A 17,309-nucleotide genomic window follows, 5' to 3' on the forward strand; every position below is an offset into this window, starting at 1 on the left:
CTCAGCGGTGGGCCCTCGCTCAGCGGCGGTCCCTCGCTCGGCGCCGCGTTTGCGCCTGGCGCAGGTGGTGCCGGAGCTGGCGGCATGCCCAGTCTGGCCGGCGGCGCGGTCGGTGCGATGCCTGGCGCTGATTCAGGCGGCGGGCTTGGCTCGCGGGTCCCCGCACGCCCAGAGCGTCGCAAGGCCGGCGAGCCCGACGACGAGTACATGCGCTGGGACGAGCTCGCCAACGCGTGGGACGACAGCGGTCGCAGCGACAACACGCTGCTCGACGGCAAGAACATCAAAGAGGCGGAGGTCTGGTACCAGCGCAACCGCAACCGGGATCCCAAGCCGACCGCGCTGCACCGCGAGTACATCGAGGCCAGCAAGAACCGCAAGCGCAAGAAGCTGATCCGCGTCGCGGGGATCATTGGCGCCGGCGTGGGCACGATCGCCGCCGGTGGTCTGGTCGCCAAGCTGCTGATCGGCAGCGATCCCAGCGGCAGTGACGACAACGACGACGGCGACACCGAGACCGGCGAGCTCACGCGCGAGGGCGAAGACGAGATCTACAAGATCGCCAACAAGGCGGCCGCCGACGCGGTCGCCACCGCCGAGACCGACGCACGCACCGCGGCGCTGATCGCCGCGGCGGCCCTGCACCTCGTCGCCGCGACCCCGGTCGTGGCTGGGTCCGATCCAGATCGTGCGCTGCGAACCAGCCTGGCCCATACCCGCGGCCGCGCGCTGGTCGACGAGCTCAACGCGGGCAGCGGCAAGGCCGTCAGCGCCGTCGCGTTGTCTCCGAAGGGCGACAAAGCCATCGCGACCGCGGGCAAGGAGGCGATGGTCTGGAACCTGTCCACGGGCAGCACCAAGCCCGTGCACCTGCGTGGTCACCAGGGCCCGATCATCTTGGCGGAAGCCAGCCCCGACGGGCGCTGGCTGGTCACCACGGCAGAAGATCGCACCATTCGTCTGTGGGATCTTCGGGCCGACGATCCCGGCACCGACACGCGGATCCTTCGGGATCACACGGGCAAGGTCAACAAGCTCGACTTCTCGACCGACGGGCGCTGGATGATTTCTTCATCCGCGGAAGACGGGCGCCCACGCATCTGGGATCTGCACGCCGCTGATCCCAGCAGCCCGACTGGGGCGATCTCGGGTCACGAAGGCGTGATCACCGACGTGGCGATCGCGGGCGACGGCCGAGCCGCCTACACGGTCAGCGACGACGCCACCGTGAAGATCTGGGCGCTCGACAATGGCCGGGTTGGCAAGCGGATCTCGCTCAGCGGTCACGAGGCCCCGGTGCTCGCCGTTGACGTCAGCAACGACGGTCGCTGGTTGATCAGCGGTGGCCAAGATCAGACCGCGCGCATGTGGGACCTGAGCTCGGCGGCGCCGTGGCGCAACCCGGTCGTGTTGATCGGCCACACCGGCCCGATCAACGACATTGCGATCACGCCAGACTCCAAGCTCGCCGTGACCGCGTCGAGCGACAACACCCTCAAGATCTGGGAGCTACAAGCCAAGGATCCAGCGGCGACGGGCGTCACCTTCAAGGGCCACGAGCAGCTCATCAACCAGCTGCGCGTCGACGCGAGCAGCACCTGGGCCGTGACCGCGGGCAAGGACGCCAAGGTCATCGCGTGGAACCTGGCCAAGCGCGCGCAGGTCGTCGAGACCATCGAGTTCGCCGGTCACACCCGCGACGCCGTGGCCGTGGCCCTGTCCGCCGACGGTCGGTCCATGGTCTCTGGCTCGATCGACGGCAACGCGTTCGTCTGGGACTACCGCGGGGGCACCGACGCGTCCAACGGCAACTACTTCCCGGCCCGCCTGCACACCGGCACGATCAACGACGTCGACATCAGCCGCGACGGCAAGCGCTTCATCAGCGCCGGCAGTGACACCAAGGCCGTGCTCTGGGAGTTCGAGCAGAGCGGTCGCCCGTTTCCACGCGACGTCTTGGTGGGTCACGAAAAGCCGATCAACGCCGCCGCGCTCGCCCCCGGTGGCCGCTACGCCGCGACCGCTGGGCAGGACCAAAACATCCTGATCTGGGACATCGTCAAGGACAACCCAAACGAGACCGTCAAGAAGCTCGAGGGGCACACTGGCGAGATCATGGACCTGGTGTTCAGCTCCGACGGGTCGCGGCTGTTCTCGTGCAGCGCCGACAAGTCCGTGCGCGCGTGGTCGGCCGAGTCCGGCTGGTCCGGCACCGAGCTGGTCGCTCACAACGACGAGGTCGTGCGTCTCGCGATCTCGCCCGACGACAGCCTGCTGATCTCGGCCGACATCACCGGGGCGCTGATGACCTGGGATCTCAACGCGCCGCTTGGCGAGCCCAAGCAGCGGTTCAAGCCGCACGAGCGCGAGATCTGGATGGTCGGCTTCAAACCGGACGGCTCCGTGATGATCACGGGCAGCGCCGACCGCAACGCCCGCGTGTGGAGCATGAGCGACGACGGGCTCAACAAGGCCACCTTGGTCCTGCGCGGCCACACCGACACGATCAACAGCGCCAGCTTCTCCAACGACGGCCGGTGGATCGCAACCGGCAGCCGCGACGGCACCGTGCGGCTGTGGGACCGCAGCTCCGAGCACCCCGAAGAGGGGTCCCGCGCCCTGGAGATGATCGACTCCAACGGCGTCGAGTGGGTCTACTTCGGGCCCGACAGCAAGCGCCTGTACACCGGCAACGGCGACGGCAGCGTGCACATCTGGTACCCCGAGCCGCTCGAAGGCCGCGATGATCACCAGCTGCTGCGGGGTCATGAAAAGAAAGTCTCGGCCATGGTCATGCCGGTCGACGGCAGCTTCTTGCTGACCGGCAGCTACGATGGGACCGCTCGGGTCTGGCCCATGACCCCACCGCGCATGGTCCAGCTTGGCTGCTACGCGGTTGGGCGCAGTCCAACTGAAGCCGAGTGGCAGGACTGGCTGCCGGGTCAGCCGTACAAGCCGATCTGCGGCTGAGGGGGAGCCGAGGTGCCGGAGCACCTTTGTCGTTCAGCGACCCGATCGCGGCCTCGACCTGCGAGGCCTCGAACGCGTGGATGCTGAATTCGGGTCGTCCACCGTCTTGCTCGACACCTCGAGCAAGAGCAGCCAGTAGTTGAGGGCCGCGAGCATCACACCTAAAAGCTCACAGTGATAGTGGCCCTTTCTTCCGTCCCAGCAATTGAATGACTCAACTTTTTTGTTCCACAAGCCGGAATTTCCACCGTCACGTCATAAGTACCGGCAGCGACGCTGCCTAAGGCAATCCTAGCTTTGCCCGAACCGCTGATAACGAATACACGCGAAAGCACTGGCATAATTTTGCCCTCGGCCCGGACGGTAGCTCGCCCAGTGTTCAGGCTTCCGGCACATGGTTGGACGTCGATGGCCAACTCGATGGGATCTGACATGAGAAGGGTAACCGGGCCATTCACCGTCGTGGTCTCGCCGCTCGAACCATCGGGCGCGACAGCCGTGACAATGTGACTGACATGGGCACGGGCCCCCCCGATGACAAAATTACCCTCGACGTCCGCCGTGACCGATCCGACGGAGGCCCTGCGACCATCGATTTCTTCCCACACTGCGACGTTGGCAAACTCGACCGGCATCCCGGAGTCCCGAATGACTTGGCCGGAGATATCTGCCGTGTTCGTGATTATTACAGCATCCCGCGCGCCGACGCTAACCATTGCTTGGCCAAGGAAGATGTCGCGGCGGCTCGCTGTAAGCTCAACTTCCCGGGAAACGGGAGGCGTGTGAGTGCAAGTGAAAGCCCCGTTTGAGTCTGTAGTGGAGCACTGAACTTGCTCACCCTCGAGCGTGAGAGAGCGAACTCCAATACCGGTGGACGACACAACCCTGCCTCGTGTGGTGACGCTCTCCGAAAATTGGAGAGTGATGTTGCGGGTCGGCTTGGAGAGTTCGAGGCTCGCCGACTCACCATTCGATCCGTTGGCGGTGATGGTGGCAGGAAAGGTCGTGGCGTCAGTGACGAAAACCTCAAATTCGCCGTTCTCGTCGCAACGCTCGACGGTGCCGCCCACGCTGACGCTACATGCTCCGACCGGGTCGCCGACGGCCGAGATGACCATCCCGGTGACAGTGTCGCCGGGGGGCATGGGAATCGATACATTTTTGTGTTCGGGCGCCGCGACCTGGAACTCGGCACTTTGCAGTGGACTGTATCCTCGACAGTCTACTCGCACAATGTACTTTCCGTCTCCGACCCCGTGGAACAGAATCTCTCCGCTTTGGTCAATAGATTCCTTTGAAAGAACTCCATAGTTCAAGCCCGCGTCGCTCACAGGCCAAATGCTCCCCACGCCGCCCGCACAAGGGGTCTCTTGCTCGCTTTCGAGGGTGACCCGAACGAGTGCCATCTCAACCAGATGAATGGTAACTGGCGCAGCCCGTTCCCCAATCCCGACTTGAACGACGCCATCAGCTGCACCTCGCAGCGGACGCCTCTGCGCCTCAACGATCCATTGGCCAGGAGGAACGCCTGTAATCTCGAAGCGCCCGTCCGGTCCGCTCACGGAGCGAAGCGCCTGGCTCTCTCCAAACCGCGCTGTGATCGCTGTCACGGAGGCGCTTTCGACAGGCTGTCCGTCGCTGAGCACGGTACCTCGGATCACTGACTCTGGCGAGAGCTTGATCAGGATCTCGTTGTCGGCTTTGCTAATGTCCTGAGAGTGGTTTGCGTAGCCTTCGGCCTTGACGAGTAGCTTGTCGGCGGTACAACGATTCGTGAAATTCAGAGAGAATCGCCCATCGTCGTCACTTATAGCACTGGCCGCGACCTCCGCCTCCCATGCACCTTTCAGCCCGGTACAAGCAGCCCAAACCCACGCGCCGTTGAGTGGACCGCCGAATATGTCCTCGACTCGGCCTTGTACCTGTCGGCTTGCTGGGAACAGCACCAACTCTACAACGGCATTCTTGTGGGGCGAAGCGGGGAAACGCGCGCCGCTCACTTGAGCATATCCATTTTTGCTCGCCAATGCGATCATGACATCGGGATCGACGCATGGCCACTCCAGGTGACCTTGGCCGGATTGGTCCGTAGCCACGCAACTCACCTGGTTGAGGGTGATTGCATCGTGGATACACACTGAGGCAGCCCCCAAGGCCACGTTGCTTTCGTTTCGCACGTGCGCCGTCACGGAGCATGCAAGCAGCGGGTTCACTTCGCCGAACGGCGACGTGTCGGCAGCGCGACTTGCTTCGGTTGGCGATGTGCTGCTACGAACGGGTGGTTTGCCCTGGTCCCACGTTTGGCTCGTGGCGATGATCGCGATGGCAATCATCAATATGACGATCGCGATTGCCGCTATCTTGAAAACCCGGCTCATTTGAGGGCCGCCTTGTGCACTTCGTACGCTAGGCTAAACAAAAAAAAATGCATTAAATATAACTCACGGGCGATAGTGCGCCGTCTCACGTACGGGAAATTTTGATGGTTGGGCTAGCCAAACGGCCAATTTGGGGAGGCGGCGGGGAGGTGAGGTTGGCGGTGTTCGAGGGCCCACGCCTCGTTCCCATCGCACGCTCGAGGTCGAGCGTGCCCAACATCGCCGAGTTCGGAGCCCTACAAGCCGATCTGCGGCTAACTACCGGCGGATTGGAGTCGGCTACGGATCCGGGCAACTCCCGCCCGCTGCGGGACACGGTTCGAAGTCGTCGCCCGTCCACGTCACCACCGCGAACGAGGGATCGTCCAAGTCTGTTCGGAACTGCACGGAGATCCGCGTTGGCCGTCCATCGGCGACCTCGAGAACCCGCACCCGAAAATCGAGCGTTGCGACCTCGTCGCCCACCTCGAACGGCTGGGTCGGGCTGCGCATCAAGGTGCTGTCGGGGCTGCGCAGCCATCCCTCGTCGTCTTGAAGCTCGAGTGTCCGCGCATCGATCTGGCGGACCTGGAGGTTGGACGACGGCTCGGCATGGAGCACCCACGTGAAGTTGGGTCGATTGAGGCCCCGCGCCACGCGGGAGGGCGAGAGCAGCGACGCGAGCAGCAAGTTGGGCGCATGCACGATGACCAGCGACTGTCGACGCAGCTCGGCATCGTCGAGTGACGCAGCGATCGGGTATTCGGCGCTCTCCACTCGCAGGCGGTCGACGTTCGCGGCCACGAACAACGACGCGGCAGGGCTCAGCACGTAGTGGACGACGATCACGACCAGCGCGGCGAGCCGCTCGAGGACCAACGTGCGAGCGGACTGCAGGGCCGCCGCGATCACCTCGCCGAACGCAAGGCATGAGCCGATCGTCGCGAGCACGAGTACGCGGTCGTGTGGAATGGTGGTCGTTAGCGGCACGAGGCTCAGCGGGACCGCGCACGCCACGAAGCCGATCCGGCGGCGAAGCTCCGGCTCGCCTCGCGCGGCTACCAACGCCACGGCGAGCATGACCAAGACTGCGCCGAAGACTCGCCCGAGCGCCGCCGCGTCGATCGGCCCCGGCGGGCCGAACAAGTACACGAGCAGCTCCAGCGCGCGCTCGGGCATGCCCGACAGCCACAGCAGGGGTTCCGTGATCGGGTCAACGTAGACGCCCGAGCCAAACACGACATGCCCGAGGGTGTCGTGGGCAACGCGCCAGATGATGATCACGAGCACGTACGGGGCGAGCGTAGCGATGCGCCTTCCCGTGCCACCGTGCTCGATCATCAAGGCATATCCGATCAGGAATCCGAGCACGGCCACGCCCATCTCGCCTGCCAGCAATCCCGCGAGCAACGCTGCCGGACCCAACACCGCGCCCGGCCGCCACCGATCTCGCCGCCAGCGATCGTGCGCGAGCAGGCACAGCAACGCGAACACCACGACCAACACCGCGTTCCGGTGGGCCAACCAAGCGGCCGCTGACACGTGCAGGTGGGTCAAGGAGAACCCGAGCGCGGCCGCACCTGCGGCGCAAGTCGAGCTTGCCAGCCGCCGGTACAGTGCCCACGCGAGGCCGCAGGCCAAGCCGTGCCAGGCGAGCTGGTGGAGGTGCATCAGCCACGGCGTCTCTGGCCACAGCATGTAGTCGAGGTAGTGGGTCACCGCGGTCAGTGGCCGCCAGAACGCAATGTGAACTTCAGAGCTGCTCCACCACGGAATTTGGCCGAAGTAGCGCATCCGCTCGAGCTCTTCGGGCGTCGCCCCAACGAGCACGAACATGTCCCACCACGGCTGCTCGGCGTGGCCGCCCAGCTTGGCCAGGATGAACGCGCGCTGGCCAAAGTCATCCGCCAGCAATCCCGAGCCGAGCGCGGGGCTGGCGAGGAGGATCCCGAGCAGGACGCATACCCACAGCATCGCTCGATGTTCGAGGAGCCCCCGGATGCGCTCGCTCGATGTGCTCGTGTCGCTCACCGTGGCGCGCAGTGTAGTCGCTGCACGTGTCCTTAGGGATGTAGCTTGCGAGCCCACCAGTCCGTGCCCGTGTTGCCGTTGTAGACGACGGCGGTCACGTAGATGTACCCGAAGCGGTCGATCGCCAGCGACGCGTCGAAGCCGGGCAGGTTGGCCACCGGGCCCACGAAGTTCTCCGTGTCCCAGATCTCGAACCACATGAGCGTGCCCTTGGCATCGTACTTGCGCACGACCAGCTCGCAGTCGGTCAGGCTGTCACCATCCTGCGAGCACGCTTGTGTCGACACCGTGACAACCTCACCCCAGGGATCGACGGCGATCCCCGCGGTCACCCCCCGGCCGACGTGCATCGGCTGAGCCGTCCACAGCTCGTTGTCCTGGGCGTCCAGCTTGCGCATCCACGACTTCACCTCGCCATTCGCGACCACGCCCCCGCCAATGTACAGCGAGTCGTCCTCAGCAAACGCGATCGCGTGGCCTTCGCTGGCTGTTCCGTCGCCAACCTCATGCTCGCTGGTGAGCTGGCCGTCTGAGTTCCAACGAGACACCCACATTCGAGGTCCGCCCACATCGCGGGTGCCGACGGTCGCCAGCGCATCGGTGCTGGACACCGCGAGCTCGGTGAGCACCGGGCTGCCTTCAATGTTTGGATCTTGCGTGGGCCAACGCAGCCATTCCTGGTCGCCGTTCGGTGTGACAGCGAGCAAGAAGCTGGCGGTGATCCCCATCTGCGGTCCAGACAGCGGTGAATACGTGCCGATCACGTACAACCGCCCCGTGCTGTCGCGCTCGAGTCCGTTTGGCGTGTCGATGATCTCCGGGTTGCCGAGCTCGGGCCTGGACCCATCAAACACCCACTGCTGAGCGATCGTGCCGCCTGCGTCGAAGTCGTACAGAGCCGTGTCGAGCGCCATGTTGGCGAACAGCGAGCCGGCGACGACGAAGGTCCCTTGCGACCACACCACGCCAGCGGCCGCGACCGAGTCGGTCTTGACCTTGTCCGCCCACAGAGGACCCACGACGCGGTCGACCCGCTGACCGCTGCCGTTCATCGTCGATGTTTGACCGACGAGCAGGACTTGATCACCGTCGGGCGATACCGCGACGTCGTAGACTGCGTCGAGCAGCCCTCCGTCGTAGATCCATTGATCGACCTCGCCGCCACCATCGGGCATCGCCACGCCGAGCTCGAGCATGATTGGCGCGCTGGCGTTGTCCTTGGCGTCGTAGGCAACTGCCGTGACCGTGTGGCTGTCGTTGTTCTCGGCACCGCTGATGAGCCACTCGAGCTCGAAGTCGGGGCCAGCACCACTGACAGAGCCGAGTAGCTGACCCGTCGCCTGGAACTCGACGCGGACGAGGTCACCGTCGGGATCCGAGGCGAGGGCAAGCAGCTTGGCCGCGCCGGCGACCTCGATGGGAGCTGGTGTGCCGCTGCCGTTGATGGTGAAGGCATCGATGACCGGTGGCAGGCCGTTGTCGTCGCCGTCGCCGTCGCCGTCGCCGGGATCACCGTCGCCGTCGCCGGGATCACCGTCGCCATCGCCATCGCCGCTGCTCTCCGTCGACTCATCCTCGGCCGCGCACTTGTGTTCGTGCCCGGGGACCTCACAGAGCGAAATCATCTCGCATCCGATCGGTGTCAACAAAACCACGAGCGTGAGCGGTAAGACTCTGCAAAGACTCATCGACGCCAACATACTCCCGAATGGAACTCGCGCGCCGTGGAGAGGGAGCGTCCAGGATCCGTTGCTGCACGACTGGACAGGGCACACGCGTGCTCCGGCGGTCATGTCTCTGCGTACGTGACGCGCCGTCTGCGAGCCGCGCGACATCGCTCCAAGAACGGCCAAACGACCACGTCGGAAGACCAATTTTTCCAGATATCTCGTGAGCTATCGCGCCTAGAGCGAGATTACCGCGCCGTTTCTGCGCCTGCACAGCCACTTTTTCGATCTAAAGACCAATCGCCGGCGCCCAAGGTTGGCTTTGAGCCCTGCCAAAGAAGTGTTGATCGGCACCCCAAACGCTTCAAGAATGGGGCAGCTCGGCCCTCAGGTCCCCCATGTACAAGCTCATCACCCTCTCAACGCTGTTGCTCGGCCTGGCGCTCGCGCCTGTGCTCGGTGGAAGCGTTGGGCAAGACCGCACCGGGCCCGCGCAAACCGATTCGCTCCACCCTGACTATCATCGCGATCGCGTTCGGATCGATCGCGAAAATAGCCAAGGCCTGAGCTCGCAGTTGGATGGCCCGATCGCCTCCTGCGAGTGGAGCTGCGAGGCGTGCGAGCCCGACCAAGGTTGCACCCAGACTTGCACGGAGATCGGCAACTGCGGCAGCACCTGCAATGTCATCTCTCGCTGCGAAGTCGGCTTTGCGTGGGACGAAGCCAGCTGTAGCTGCGTGAATTGATCGGCGACGCGCGAGGAGCCTGCCGCGCCAGTATCATCGGCGCGCGCGATGTCTGTCCTGCCCGCCGCCGAGGCCATGACGTTGCTGCGCGGCGTCGCTGCGGATCCGCGCGAGGGCGAGTCGGCGCGGCTGCATGCAGAGCGGCTCACGCTCGTGCTCCGGCTGCTCTTCTTGTTTCTCGCCGACGCTCGCGGGTTGCTCGGGGGTGAGCTGAGCCGGCTGCACGCGCGCCTGCGGCAAGCCAGCCCAGCCACCCGGCCCGCCAGCGCGTGGCCGCGGCTCATGGACCTGTTTGCCGAGCTGCACGAGCGTCGTGGCGGCCGCCTGTTTGGGCCGGACCGGCTGGCCCTGCTCGCGACGGCCGCCCCGTGTGACGCGACCGTGCTCGCGCTGCTCGACTGCCTGTGCGCGTCCGCCCACGCCGAGGTCGAGCTGCTCGGCCGCGTCTACGAGACCATGCGCTCGCCCAAGGAGCGGCGTCGAACGAGCACACACTATACGCCCCGCGAGCTGGCCGATCAGATCGCCGCCTGCGCCCTCGAGCCGGTGGCCAACGAGCGAGACCTGGCCTCGCTGCGCGTGTGCGATCCCGCGATGGGATCGGGGGTGCTCTTGCTGGCCGCGCTGCGCTGGCTTGGCGCCAGGCAAGGGGTCGGTGATCACGGCTCGAGTATCGCGCTGACCAACCTGTTTGGGGTTGACGAGGATCCCGACGCCGTCGAGCTCGGCAAGCTCTCGCTGTGGCTCGAGACCCACGCTGGCGCGCTTGGGTTTGACTGCTTCGATCACGCGCTGCGCTGCGGCGACTCGCTGATTGGGCTGAGCGTCGAACAGCTGCGACGCCTGCACTGGGACGTAGAGCGCCCCGCCGAGATCCCGAGCGCCGCGACACAGATCGTCGAGCGGGCGCTGGCCCGTTGCGCGAGCGTGCGCGAGCAGCTTGGTGGGCTTGCGCCCGAGCAGCGCGGCGCGGCGCTCCGCCAGGCCGCTGTTGATCTGGGCCCGGCGCGGGCGCTCGCCGACCAGGTGATCCAGGCGTTCTCGTGCTCGACCAAGCTCCGCGCACGCGCCGACGCCCGGGCCCGCGTGCTCGATCGGATCGGGCAGCTCGGCGGGCCCGATCAGGGCGGCGTCAGGCCGTTTCACTGGTGGCTGGAGTTCCCCGAGCTCGGGTCGAGGGGCTTCGACGTGATCATCGGCAACCCACCCTTCCTCGGCAAGAATGGGATCCTCGCCAAGCGTGGGCGGCCCTACCTCGACTGGCTCAAGCTGCAGCACCCGGGGTCTCACGGCAACGCCGACTACGCGGCTCACTTTTTTCGCCGCGCGAACCTGCTGCTGGGCGACGACGGCGGGACGATCGGGTTGGTCGCAACCAACACGATCGGCCAAGGCGACACCCGCACGACCGGGCTCGCCGCGCTGGTTGCTGACGGTGTCCAAATCTACACGGCGGTCGAGCACCTCGAGTGGCCTGGAGCCGCGAACGTCACGGTCTCGATCGTCCACCTCGCGCGTGGCGTGGCAGGGATCGCCCCGCGGCTCAACGGCCGGGCGGTCGCGTGCATCGACAGTCGCCTGCGGCCCTGCGCCGAGCGGGCGGATCCGGTCCCGCTCGCGGCCAACGCCAAGCTCGCGTTCATTGGCACCTACGTGCTCGGTCGCGGGTTCGTGCTCACGCCAGCGCAGCGCGACGAGCTCATCGCCAAGGACCCACGCAACGCCGAACGGATCCGCCCCTACATCGGCGGCGAGCAGGTCAACACCTCGCCAACCCAGGCTGCCAATCGATTTGCGATCGACTTCGAACAGCTCTCGCTGGCCGAAGCGAGCGCGTGGCCCATGCTGCTCGAGATCGTTCGCCGCGAGGTCAAGCCCCGGCGCGACAAGCTGGGCGACAACGCCGACGGGCGCCGCCGCAAGGCCTATTGGTGGCAGCACGGCCGCGCCACGCCCTCCCTGCACGCCGCGCTGGCGCCCCTGTCGAGGTGCCTGGTCACCTCGCTGGTGAACAAGCACTTGGTGTTCGCGTTTCAGCCTGCGCGGCGGCTGTTCTCACACAAGCTGTGCGTGTTCCCGCTCGACTCCCACGCTGCGTTCGCGGTGTTGCAGTCGCGGGTCCACGCGGCGTGGGCGTGGCTGTTGAGCTCGACCATGCGCAACGCCGGGATCAACTACTCACCCAGCGATTGCTTCGGCTGCTTCGCGTTGCCAACGTTCGGACCCAAGCTCGAGCTCGCGGGCGAGCGGCTCGAGCGGGCCCGCGGGCAGTACATGCTCGACGCGAACGTGGGGCTGACGAAGATCTACAATGCGCTGGCAGATCCGGGCGTGCAGGCGCCGAAGGTGCAGGAGCTGCGCGCGCTGCATGTACAGGTCGATCGCGCGGTGCTGGCGGCCTACGGTTGGGGAGACATCGCGGTCCCCGAGTATCTTGGCCCGCGGGCGGCGTTTGACCGTGAGGTGATCGATCGGCTGTTCGCGCTCAACGCTGCGCGCAGCGGTGGGTAGCCCGCGGCTCCCCGCGTTGCCGACCGCACGCGTCGACGGCCTCGAGCTGGGCGAAGCGGGTGTCGTTGTGCCCGTTGACGGCGAAGGACGACATCCAAGAGATACAAAGCCGCGTCCCAGGCGAAGCGCGGTAGAGATCGGCGATGCGCCTTCGTTCACTGCTCCTGGTCCCGCTGCTGCCGCTCGCGTGCAGCACCGCACCAGCCACGTGCCCTGATCCGATCAGCGCCGACCTCGGGCCAGCCGAACCGACGCCAGCCAAAGCGAGCCCGGCCCCGACCCGCGCGCCCGAAGATCAGCCCAACGCGATCGACTGGCGCGAGCTCTGGGTAGTCCTGATGAGCTCGACGGTCGAGGACCGCAGCAAGTGGCCCAGCTCCGCCCAAGCTGCGCTGGAAGAGCTGTGTATTGCCGGATGTGAGGGCGCGGGACCCAAGCTCATCCTGCACCACGAGATCGATGACGATGGAGTGTGGGGGTCGTTCGTCCGGGTTGCCGTGGAGTTTGGGGACGCAGTGGCGGCAGGTGATGTGATCGCCACGTGGGGGAGCCAGAGCTTCGCTCCGCGCTGCGGGGCACACTACGTGGAGGTCGAGCAGGCGTCGGTCACCGGCCACGGGGACGCCATATGGTTCGAGCTCGAGCTGTTGGTGCCAGAGATGATCGACACCTGCGAGGAGGAGGAGCGCGACCAGGAGCTGTCGTGGGTCGAGGATGACTGCGAGAGCTGCCAACATGTGCCGCGGACACTTCGCGGCCTCTACACGCTCGACGGGCTCGTGCACGTCGAGGGCGACAGCTTCGACCTGTAGGCGGCCGTCACTCGGCAGCTTTGGCGTCGCGCGCCAGCTTTGCTGCCGCGAAGTCGCCCTCCACCGCTTCGGTCACAAAGCTACCCCGCGGCACGATCGCGTCGCCCTCGATCACCCACTTGCCGCCGTTTGGGTCACCGTGGACGAAGACCTCGGCGCCCTCATCGTTTTTCTCGACCCCGCAGTCGCCATCCTTCTGCTTCCACTTTCCGAAGTCGTCCTCGTACTCGCTGCACTTGCCGGTTGCGTCAATCGTATAGACCGAGCCGGAGTCGTCGCAGAAGATCACCTCGGCGCCGGACCGGTACCCGCCCGCGCCGTAGCGCAGCTTGCCCCCGACGACCGAGAACGGCCGCGGGAAGCTCATGCCGGCGTCATTCTTGAACGACACCTTGCACGGGGACTCGACGACCAGCGTGAACGCCTTCTCCTGTTCGCCGTCCCAGGTCTGGACCTTGTCTCCGGTGATCGTCCACGCCTGGATCTTGCCGTTCTCTTTGGCGAGCCACGATCCCTGCCAGGCCTTGCCCTTGGCCTGCGTGTCCCACTTTGAGAAGTCAGGCCCGGTCGGCTTGGCGTCCGCCTGGGCCGCGTCGTCTGACTTGCCTTCGTCGGCGACCTTCGCGTCGTCCTTGGTTGCCGCGGGTGGATCGCCACCCTTGTCACACGCAGCCAGGCCGAAGGTCACGCTCGCCAAGAGAATCATTGTTGTGCGCACGCCCGTCCCATACCACAGACGCTGGGGGACAGGCAGCTCACCCGGTCTCGGCGACGAGCAAATTTTCTGTGTCCTGGGCGACCGAGGCCGCGTCGAGGATCTCTCCGTGGGCGGGGATCATGACCGTGGGCGGGTGCTGGCGAACATCGTCGAGCATCGCCTGCAGCACGGCCCGCTTGTCCGTGGCCATGAACTTGTGCGCCAAGTGAAACACGCGGTAGCCGGGTGCGCTCTTGGTCAGCTTGAACAGCATCCGCGCCATGAATTTGGGCGGCAGGTCCATGTTGGCGAGGATGTCCGACGCGTACCAAGCGTAGCCACCTTGGATCTTGGCCCGCGCCCAGGTCTCACCGCACTTGCTCGCGGGGGTCTCGACGACCGCGACGTCATCACCCAGCAGTGGCTGCAAAGCAGACAATGGCTCGAGCTCGCCGGCGTTGTTGGACTTCTTGGCGATTCGCTCGGCCGCGCCGGGGGCCGCGAACAACCGGGCGTTCGGAAACAGCTCGCGCCAGCGCCCGAGACCCAGGTGGTGAAAGCCGTTGTTGGTGGCGATCGCCTCGACCGTGCCGAAGGCCGCGAGATCCTCGAGCTCCTGCGTCGAGATCTTGGGCGGCGGGCTGATCACCAGCAGGCCGCCGCTCGCAAGCTTGGCGACGAAGCAATTGGCGGTCGCGCCGGGCCCAAACTGATAGGTGAGAGCCAAGACACCCGCGTCCGCGTCGATGATCTGCCAGCCGTGTGGGGTGGTCTGCACGGGGCCAACCATACGCGCGGGGATGGCCATCGTGACGGACGCCGCGGACGCGGGCGTCACCCGTTTGCGCACGCGGCCGCTCGACCCAGCCGGGCACGACCAACCGGGCACGATCAACCGGGCACGATCACCATGGTCGTCGCGGAGGCCCGAAACAGCGGCTCGAGCTGATGGTAGCTGCGCTGATCGGCCAGGAATCCAATCGTGTGGATCCGTCCGTAGCGCTCGGCCATGCGCAGATACACGCGGACGCTGCCCCACACCGGGTGCTCGGGGAAGCTCATGACCAACGAGATGTCCTCGCCCTCGTCCGAGCCCTTGATGATGTCGATGTCGCGCTGGTCCGGGAAATTGAGGTTGGAGAACAAGCGCTCGCGCGCGCCCGCGAGCCCTCGCTTGCCCGTGTCTCGCTGGCTGTCAACGAACACCGAGGCCGTCAGCCCAGACTCGCAGCCCATCGCGATCGGGCTGTGACTACGCGCGAAGTTGGGGCTCTGTTCGGGGACCTGCTCGCCCTCGACCCCGGGAGGGAGCCGAACCAACACGCGGTCCTCGAAGAAAGAGGTTGGGGCGACGCCGACCTCGGCCGGGCAGGCCGGGCCAAGCTCGACGACGCCGGGCGGGGCGGCACCAAGCTGCTCGACGAACACGGCCGGGGGCAGGGCGACGCCGAGCTCGGTGAAGGGGGCGACGCTCGGAGGGTGGCCACAGCCCGCGGTCGAGATCAGAATTGAGAGGATCAGGACCAAGGCTGGGGCGATCGCGGCACGCATGGGCCGACGGACGCGCGCGCGGGCCCGAGGTTCCCGACCACGACGCGAGCACCCCGTGGCGTGCGCGCGAGGGGGTCGCGCCTGGGTCAACGCGGGTCCCGTGTCGCCCAGGACGGCCCCGAAGCGTCGAATTTGACCGCGGAGGTGGCCACGGGGCGCGCATCAGCTGGACGCCCACGGAGCCGCCGTCTACCATCATCGCGCCCATGCCCGGCGACGCCGCACGCAAGATGACCCGGGAGCAGCTCGAGGTGGAACTCAAGGTCCTCATCATCGACGCCCTGAAGCTCGATGAGACCTCGCCGGAAGACATCGACAGCGAGGCGCCGCTGGCGTCGGCCGGGGTCGGGCTCGACTCGATCGACATGCTCGAGCTGGCGATGGCCGTGCACCGGCGGTTCGGGATCACCACAGAGGGCGACGACGCGGCCAACCAGCGCATCTACACCAGCGTGCGCAGCCTCGCCGAGTTTCTAGAGCAGCAGCAGGCACGCGGGGCGGCGCTGGCCCCAGGCGCTGGTTAGCAGCCAATGTCACGACCAAGGCGGGGCTCACTGGCGCCGTGCCGATGGTCGTGACCGGGTCGTGCTTTGCGGACGATCTAGGATCGCGTCCCAGCGGACGTGTAGCTGGGCCAGGGTGTCTTCGGGCGAGCACGCGGTGTAGCGCTGCTGGTCATCGTGGACGACCATGCCCAGGGCCTCGAGCTTGGTGAGCGCGTCGCCGATCTCGAAGTCGATCGTGACTTGAAATCGCTCGCTGAGCCATGCCTCTACGGCGGCGTCGAGCTCGGGTTCGGTCAGGCTGCTCGGTGGTGAGGCTGTGGTTGCCCGATGCAGGAAGAAGTAGGCCAACAGCGCCTCCTTGCACTCCTCCTCTTCGGCCTCGTCGACGAGCCGGGTCAAGACCCCCTCGTTGTTGTCGAGGTTGCGAAAATAGAGGTTCTCGGTCAGCTCTTTGTTGAACAGGACCCGGCGGTTCCTGAACTTGCCCCACTGCCGAAACAGGTAGGCCCCAAGCACGACCAGACCGGTGAGGCCCGTGATGATCGAGCCGGTGTCGATCTCTCCACGGCGAAGGCCAAGCAGGATCGCCAGCGCGAACGCGGCCGGGATCATCTTGGCGATCACGGGGATCCCACCCAGCAGCGCGGGGACCCCAAAGAACAGCTTGTCGGACGCGCGCATCTCGAGCTGGCAGTTGGGAAACAGGATCTCCAGGTCGGCCTTTGGGATGTTGCGAAACAGCTTGAGGATCGTCGTTCCTGGCTCGAACTTGGCGCGCGAGCGTCGGGTCTGCGGTTGCTCGAGCTCGGCTTGGGGCTTGAAGCGAATGTAGAGACACACCCGATCGAAGGTCGGGACCTGGATGACCCGCTGGCGCAGCCCATACCAGCGTGGGACCTCCGCCGTCCGCTCGGTCTCGCCGCGGGCGTAGATCACGGCCTCTTCGTAGACCGAGGTGTCAACGACCACGGCGAGCGGAAACAACGATCGCTCGGCGAACGCGTGGGTGATGTCTTCATCGGTCAGCTTCTTGTAGTTGCCGCGCTCGAGCACCGATCGCAGCCGCTGGTTGAGCTGCTGCGCGCGCGCCTCGGTGGAGTCCGTTGCGACGTCGAAGCGCTCGTCGTCGAGGTCCGGGTTGAACGGCGCGTAGCTGCGCTTCATCAGCTCGAGCTCGGCGTGGAACTCGAAGTGGTAGATGGCGGTCAGCGTGTCGAACAACGCCCGCATCGTGGCCAGCTCCGCAGCGTCTTCCGTCGCGGACACCTCGTCGAGCAGGGCCGCGAGTACGTCGCGGCGAGGCACCGGAATGTCTTGAAACCGAGCCATGCTCCAGGCGCGCAGCATAACCCACACACACGCGACCAGAACCGCGCCACACGCTGCGCGGGTCGCAACGGTTGGCCGAGAATCTGTTGTCCGAGCGGGGGGCTGCGTCCACCCGGGCAGGCGCAGATCGGC

General features: G+C 66.1%; 12 protein-coding genes. 5 read left to right on the forward strand and 7 right to left on the reverse strand.

Annotated elements, in window-relative coordinates:
• The first annotated feature begins 84 nt into the window (after positions 1-84).
• Positions 85-2,970, forward strand: a complete 2,886-nt coding sequence (locus DB30_RS11800; protein WP_146658567.1) for a WD40 repeat domain-containing protein — start codon at positions 85-87, stop codon at positions 2,968-2,970.
• Between the two features lie 161 nt (positions 2,971-3,131).
• Here DB30_RS11800 and DB30_RS11805 read toward each other — a convergent pair whose 3' ends face one another.
• From DB30_RS11805 to DB30_RS11815, 3 genes are all read right to left on the reverse strand, one after another.
• Positions 3,132-5,348, reverse strand: a complete 2,217-nt coding sequence (locus DB30_RS11805; RefSeq protein WP_146658568.1) for a carboxypeptidase-like regulatory domain-containing protein — start codon at positions 5,346-5,348, stop codon at positions 3,132-3,134.
• A gap of 279 nt (positions 5,349-5,627) precedes the next feature.
• The gene (locus tag DB30_RS11810; RefSeq protein WP_052548512.1) at positions 5,628-7,301 is read right to left on the reverse strand and encodes a glycosyltransferase family 39 protein; all 1,674 of its coding nucleotides are present in this window, start codon (positions 7,299-7,301) and stop codon (positions 5,628-5,630) included.
• An 89-nt stretch (positions 7,302-7,390) separates the two neighbouring features.
• On the reverse strand, positions 7,391-8,983 hold the full coding sequence (locus DB30_RS11815; RefSeq protein WP_146658569.1) for a hypothetical protein: 1,593 nt from the start codon (positions 8,981-8,983) through the stop codon (positions 7,391-7,393).
• Positions 8,984-9,423: 440 nt separating this feature from the next.
• Between DB30_RS11815 and DB30_RS11820 the strand changes: the two genes are divergently transcribed.
• The 3 genes from DB30_RS11820 to DB30_RS11830 all read left to right on the forward strand — a co-directional run bounded on the left by DB30_RS11820 (position 9,424) and on the right by DB30_RS11830 (position 13,094).
• Entirely contained in the window at positions 9,424-9,771 is a 348-nt protein-coding gene (locus DB30_RS11820; RefSeq protein WP_052548514.1) for a hypothetical protein, read from the forward strand.
• A gap of 48 nt (positions 9,772-9,819) precedes the next feature.
• Complete coding sequence (locus tag DB30_RS11825; protein ID WP_052548515.1) at positions 9,820-12,282, forward strand: DNA methyltransferase; 2,463 nt, start codon at positions 9,820-9,822, stop codon at positions 12,280-12,282.
• Positions 12,283-12,425: 143 nt separating this feature from the next.
• The gene (locus DB30_RS11830; RefSeq protein WP_052548516.1) at positions 12,426-13,094 is read left to right on the forward strand and encodes a hypothetical protein; all 669 of its coding nucleotides are present in this window, start codon (positions 12,426-12,428) and stop codon (positions 13,092-13,094) included.
• A gap of 7 nt (positions 13,095-13,101) precedes the next feature.
• On the opposite strand, the gene DB30_RS11835 is transcribed toward DB30_RS11830, so the two are convergent.
• From DB30_RS11835 to DB30_RS11845, 3 genes are all read right to left on the reverse strand, one after another.
• Positions 13,102-13,812, reverse strand: coding sequence for a hypothetical protein (locus tag DB30_RS11835; protein WP_146658570.1), 711 nt, complete (start codon positions 13,810-13,812; stop codon positions 13,102-13,104).
• A gap of 37 nt (positions 13,813-13,849) precedes the next feature.
• The gene (locus DB30_RS11840) at positions 13,850-14,569 is read right to left on the reverse strand and encodes a hypothetical protein (RefSeq protein ID WP_146658571.1); all 720 of its coding nucleotides are present in this window, start codon (positions 14,567-14,569) and stop codon (positions 13,850-13,852) included.
• A gap of 113 nt (positions 14,570-14,682) precedes the next feature.
• Complete coding sequence (locus DB30_RS11845; RefSeq protein ID WP_052548519.1) at positions 14,683-15,342, reverse strand: hypothetical protein; 660 nt, start codon at positions 15,340-15,342, stop codon at positions 14,683-14,685.
• A 206-nt stretch (positions 15,343-15,548) separates the two neighbouring features.
• Between DB30_RS11845 and DB30_RS11850 the strand changes: the two genes are divergently transcribed.
• Positions 15,549-15,866: a phosphopantetheine-binding protein gene (locus DB30_RS11850; protein ID WP_146658572.1), complete on the forward strand. Its 318-nt coding sequence runs from the start codon at positions 15,549-15,551 to the stop codon at positions 15,864-15,866.
• Between the two features lie 27 nt (positions 15,867-15,893).
• Here the strand turns inward: DB30_RS11850 and DB30_RS11855 are convergent, their stop codons facing one another.
• Positions 15,894-17,177 (reverse strand): TMEM143 family protein, encoded by a 1,284-nt coding sequence (locus DB30_RS11855; protein WP_165703723.1) that lies wholly within the window; start codon positions 17,175-17,177, stop codon positions 15,894-15,896.
• Between the last annotated feature and the right edge of the window lie 132 nt (positions 17,178-17,309).

Origin of the sequence: Enhygromyxa salina, assembly GCF_000737335.2 — a bacterium.
Lineage (GTDB): Bacteria > Myxococcota_A > Polyangia > Nannocystales > Nannocystaceae > Plesiocystis > Plesiocystis salina_C.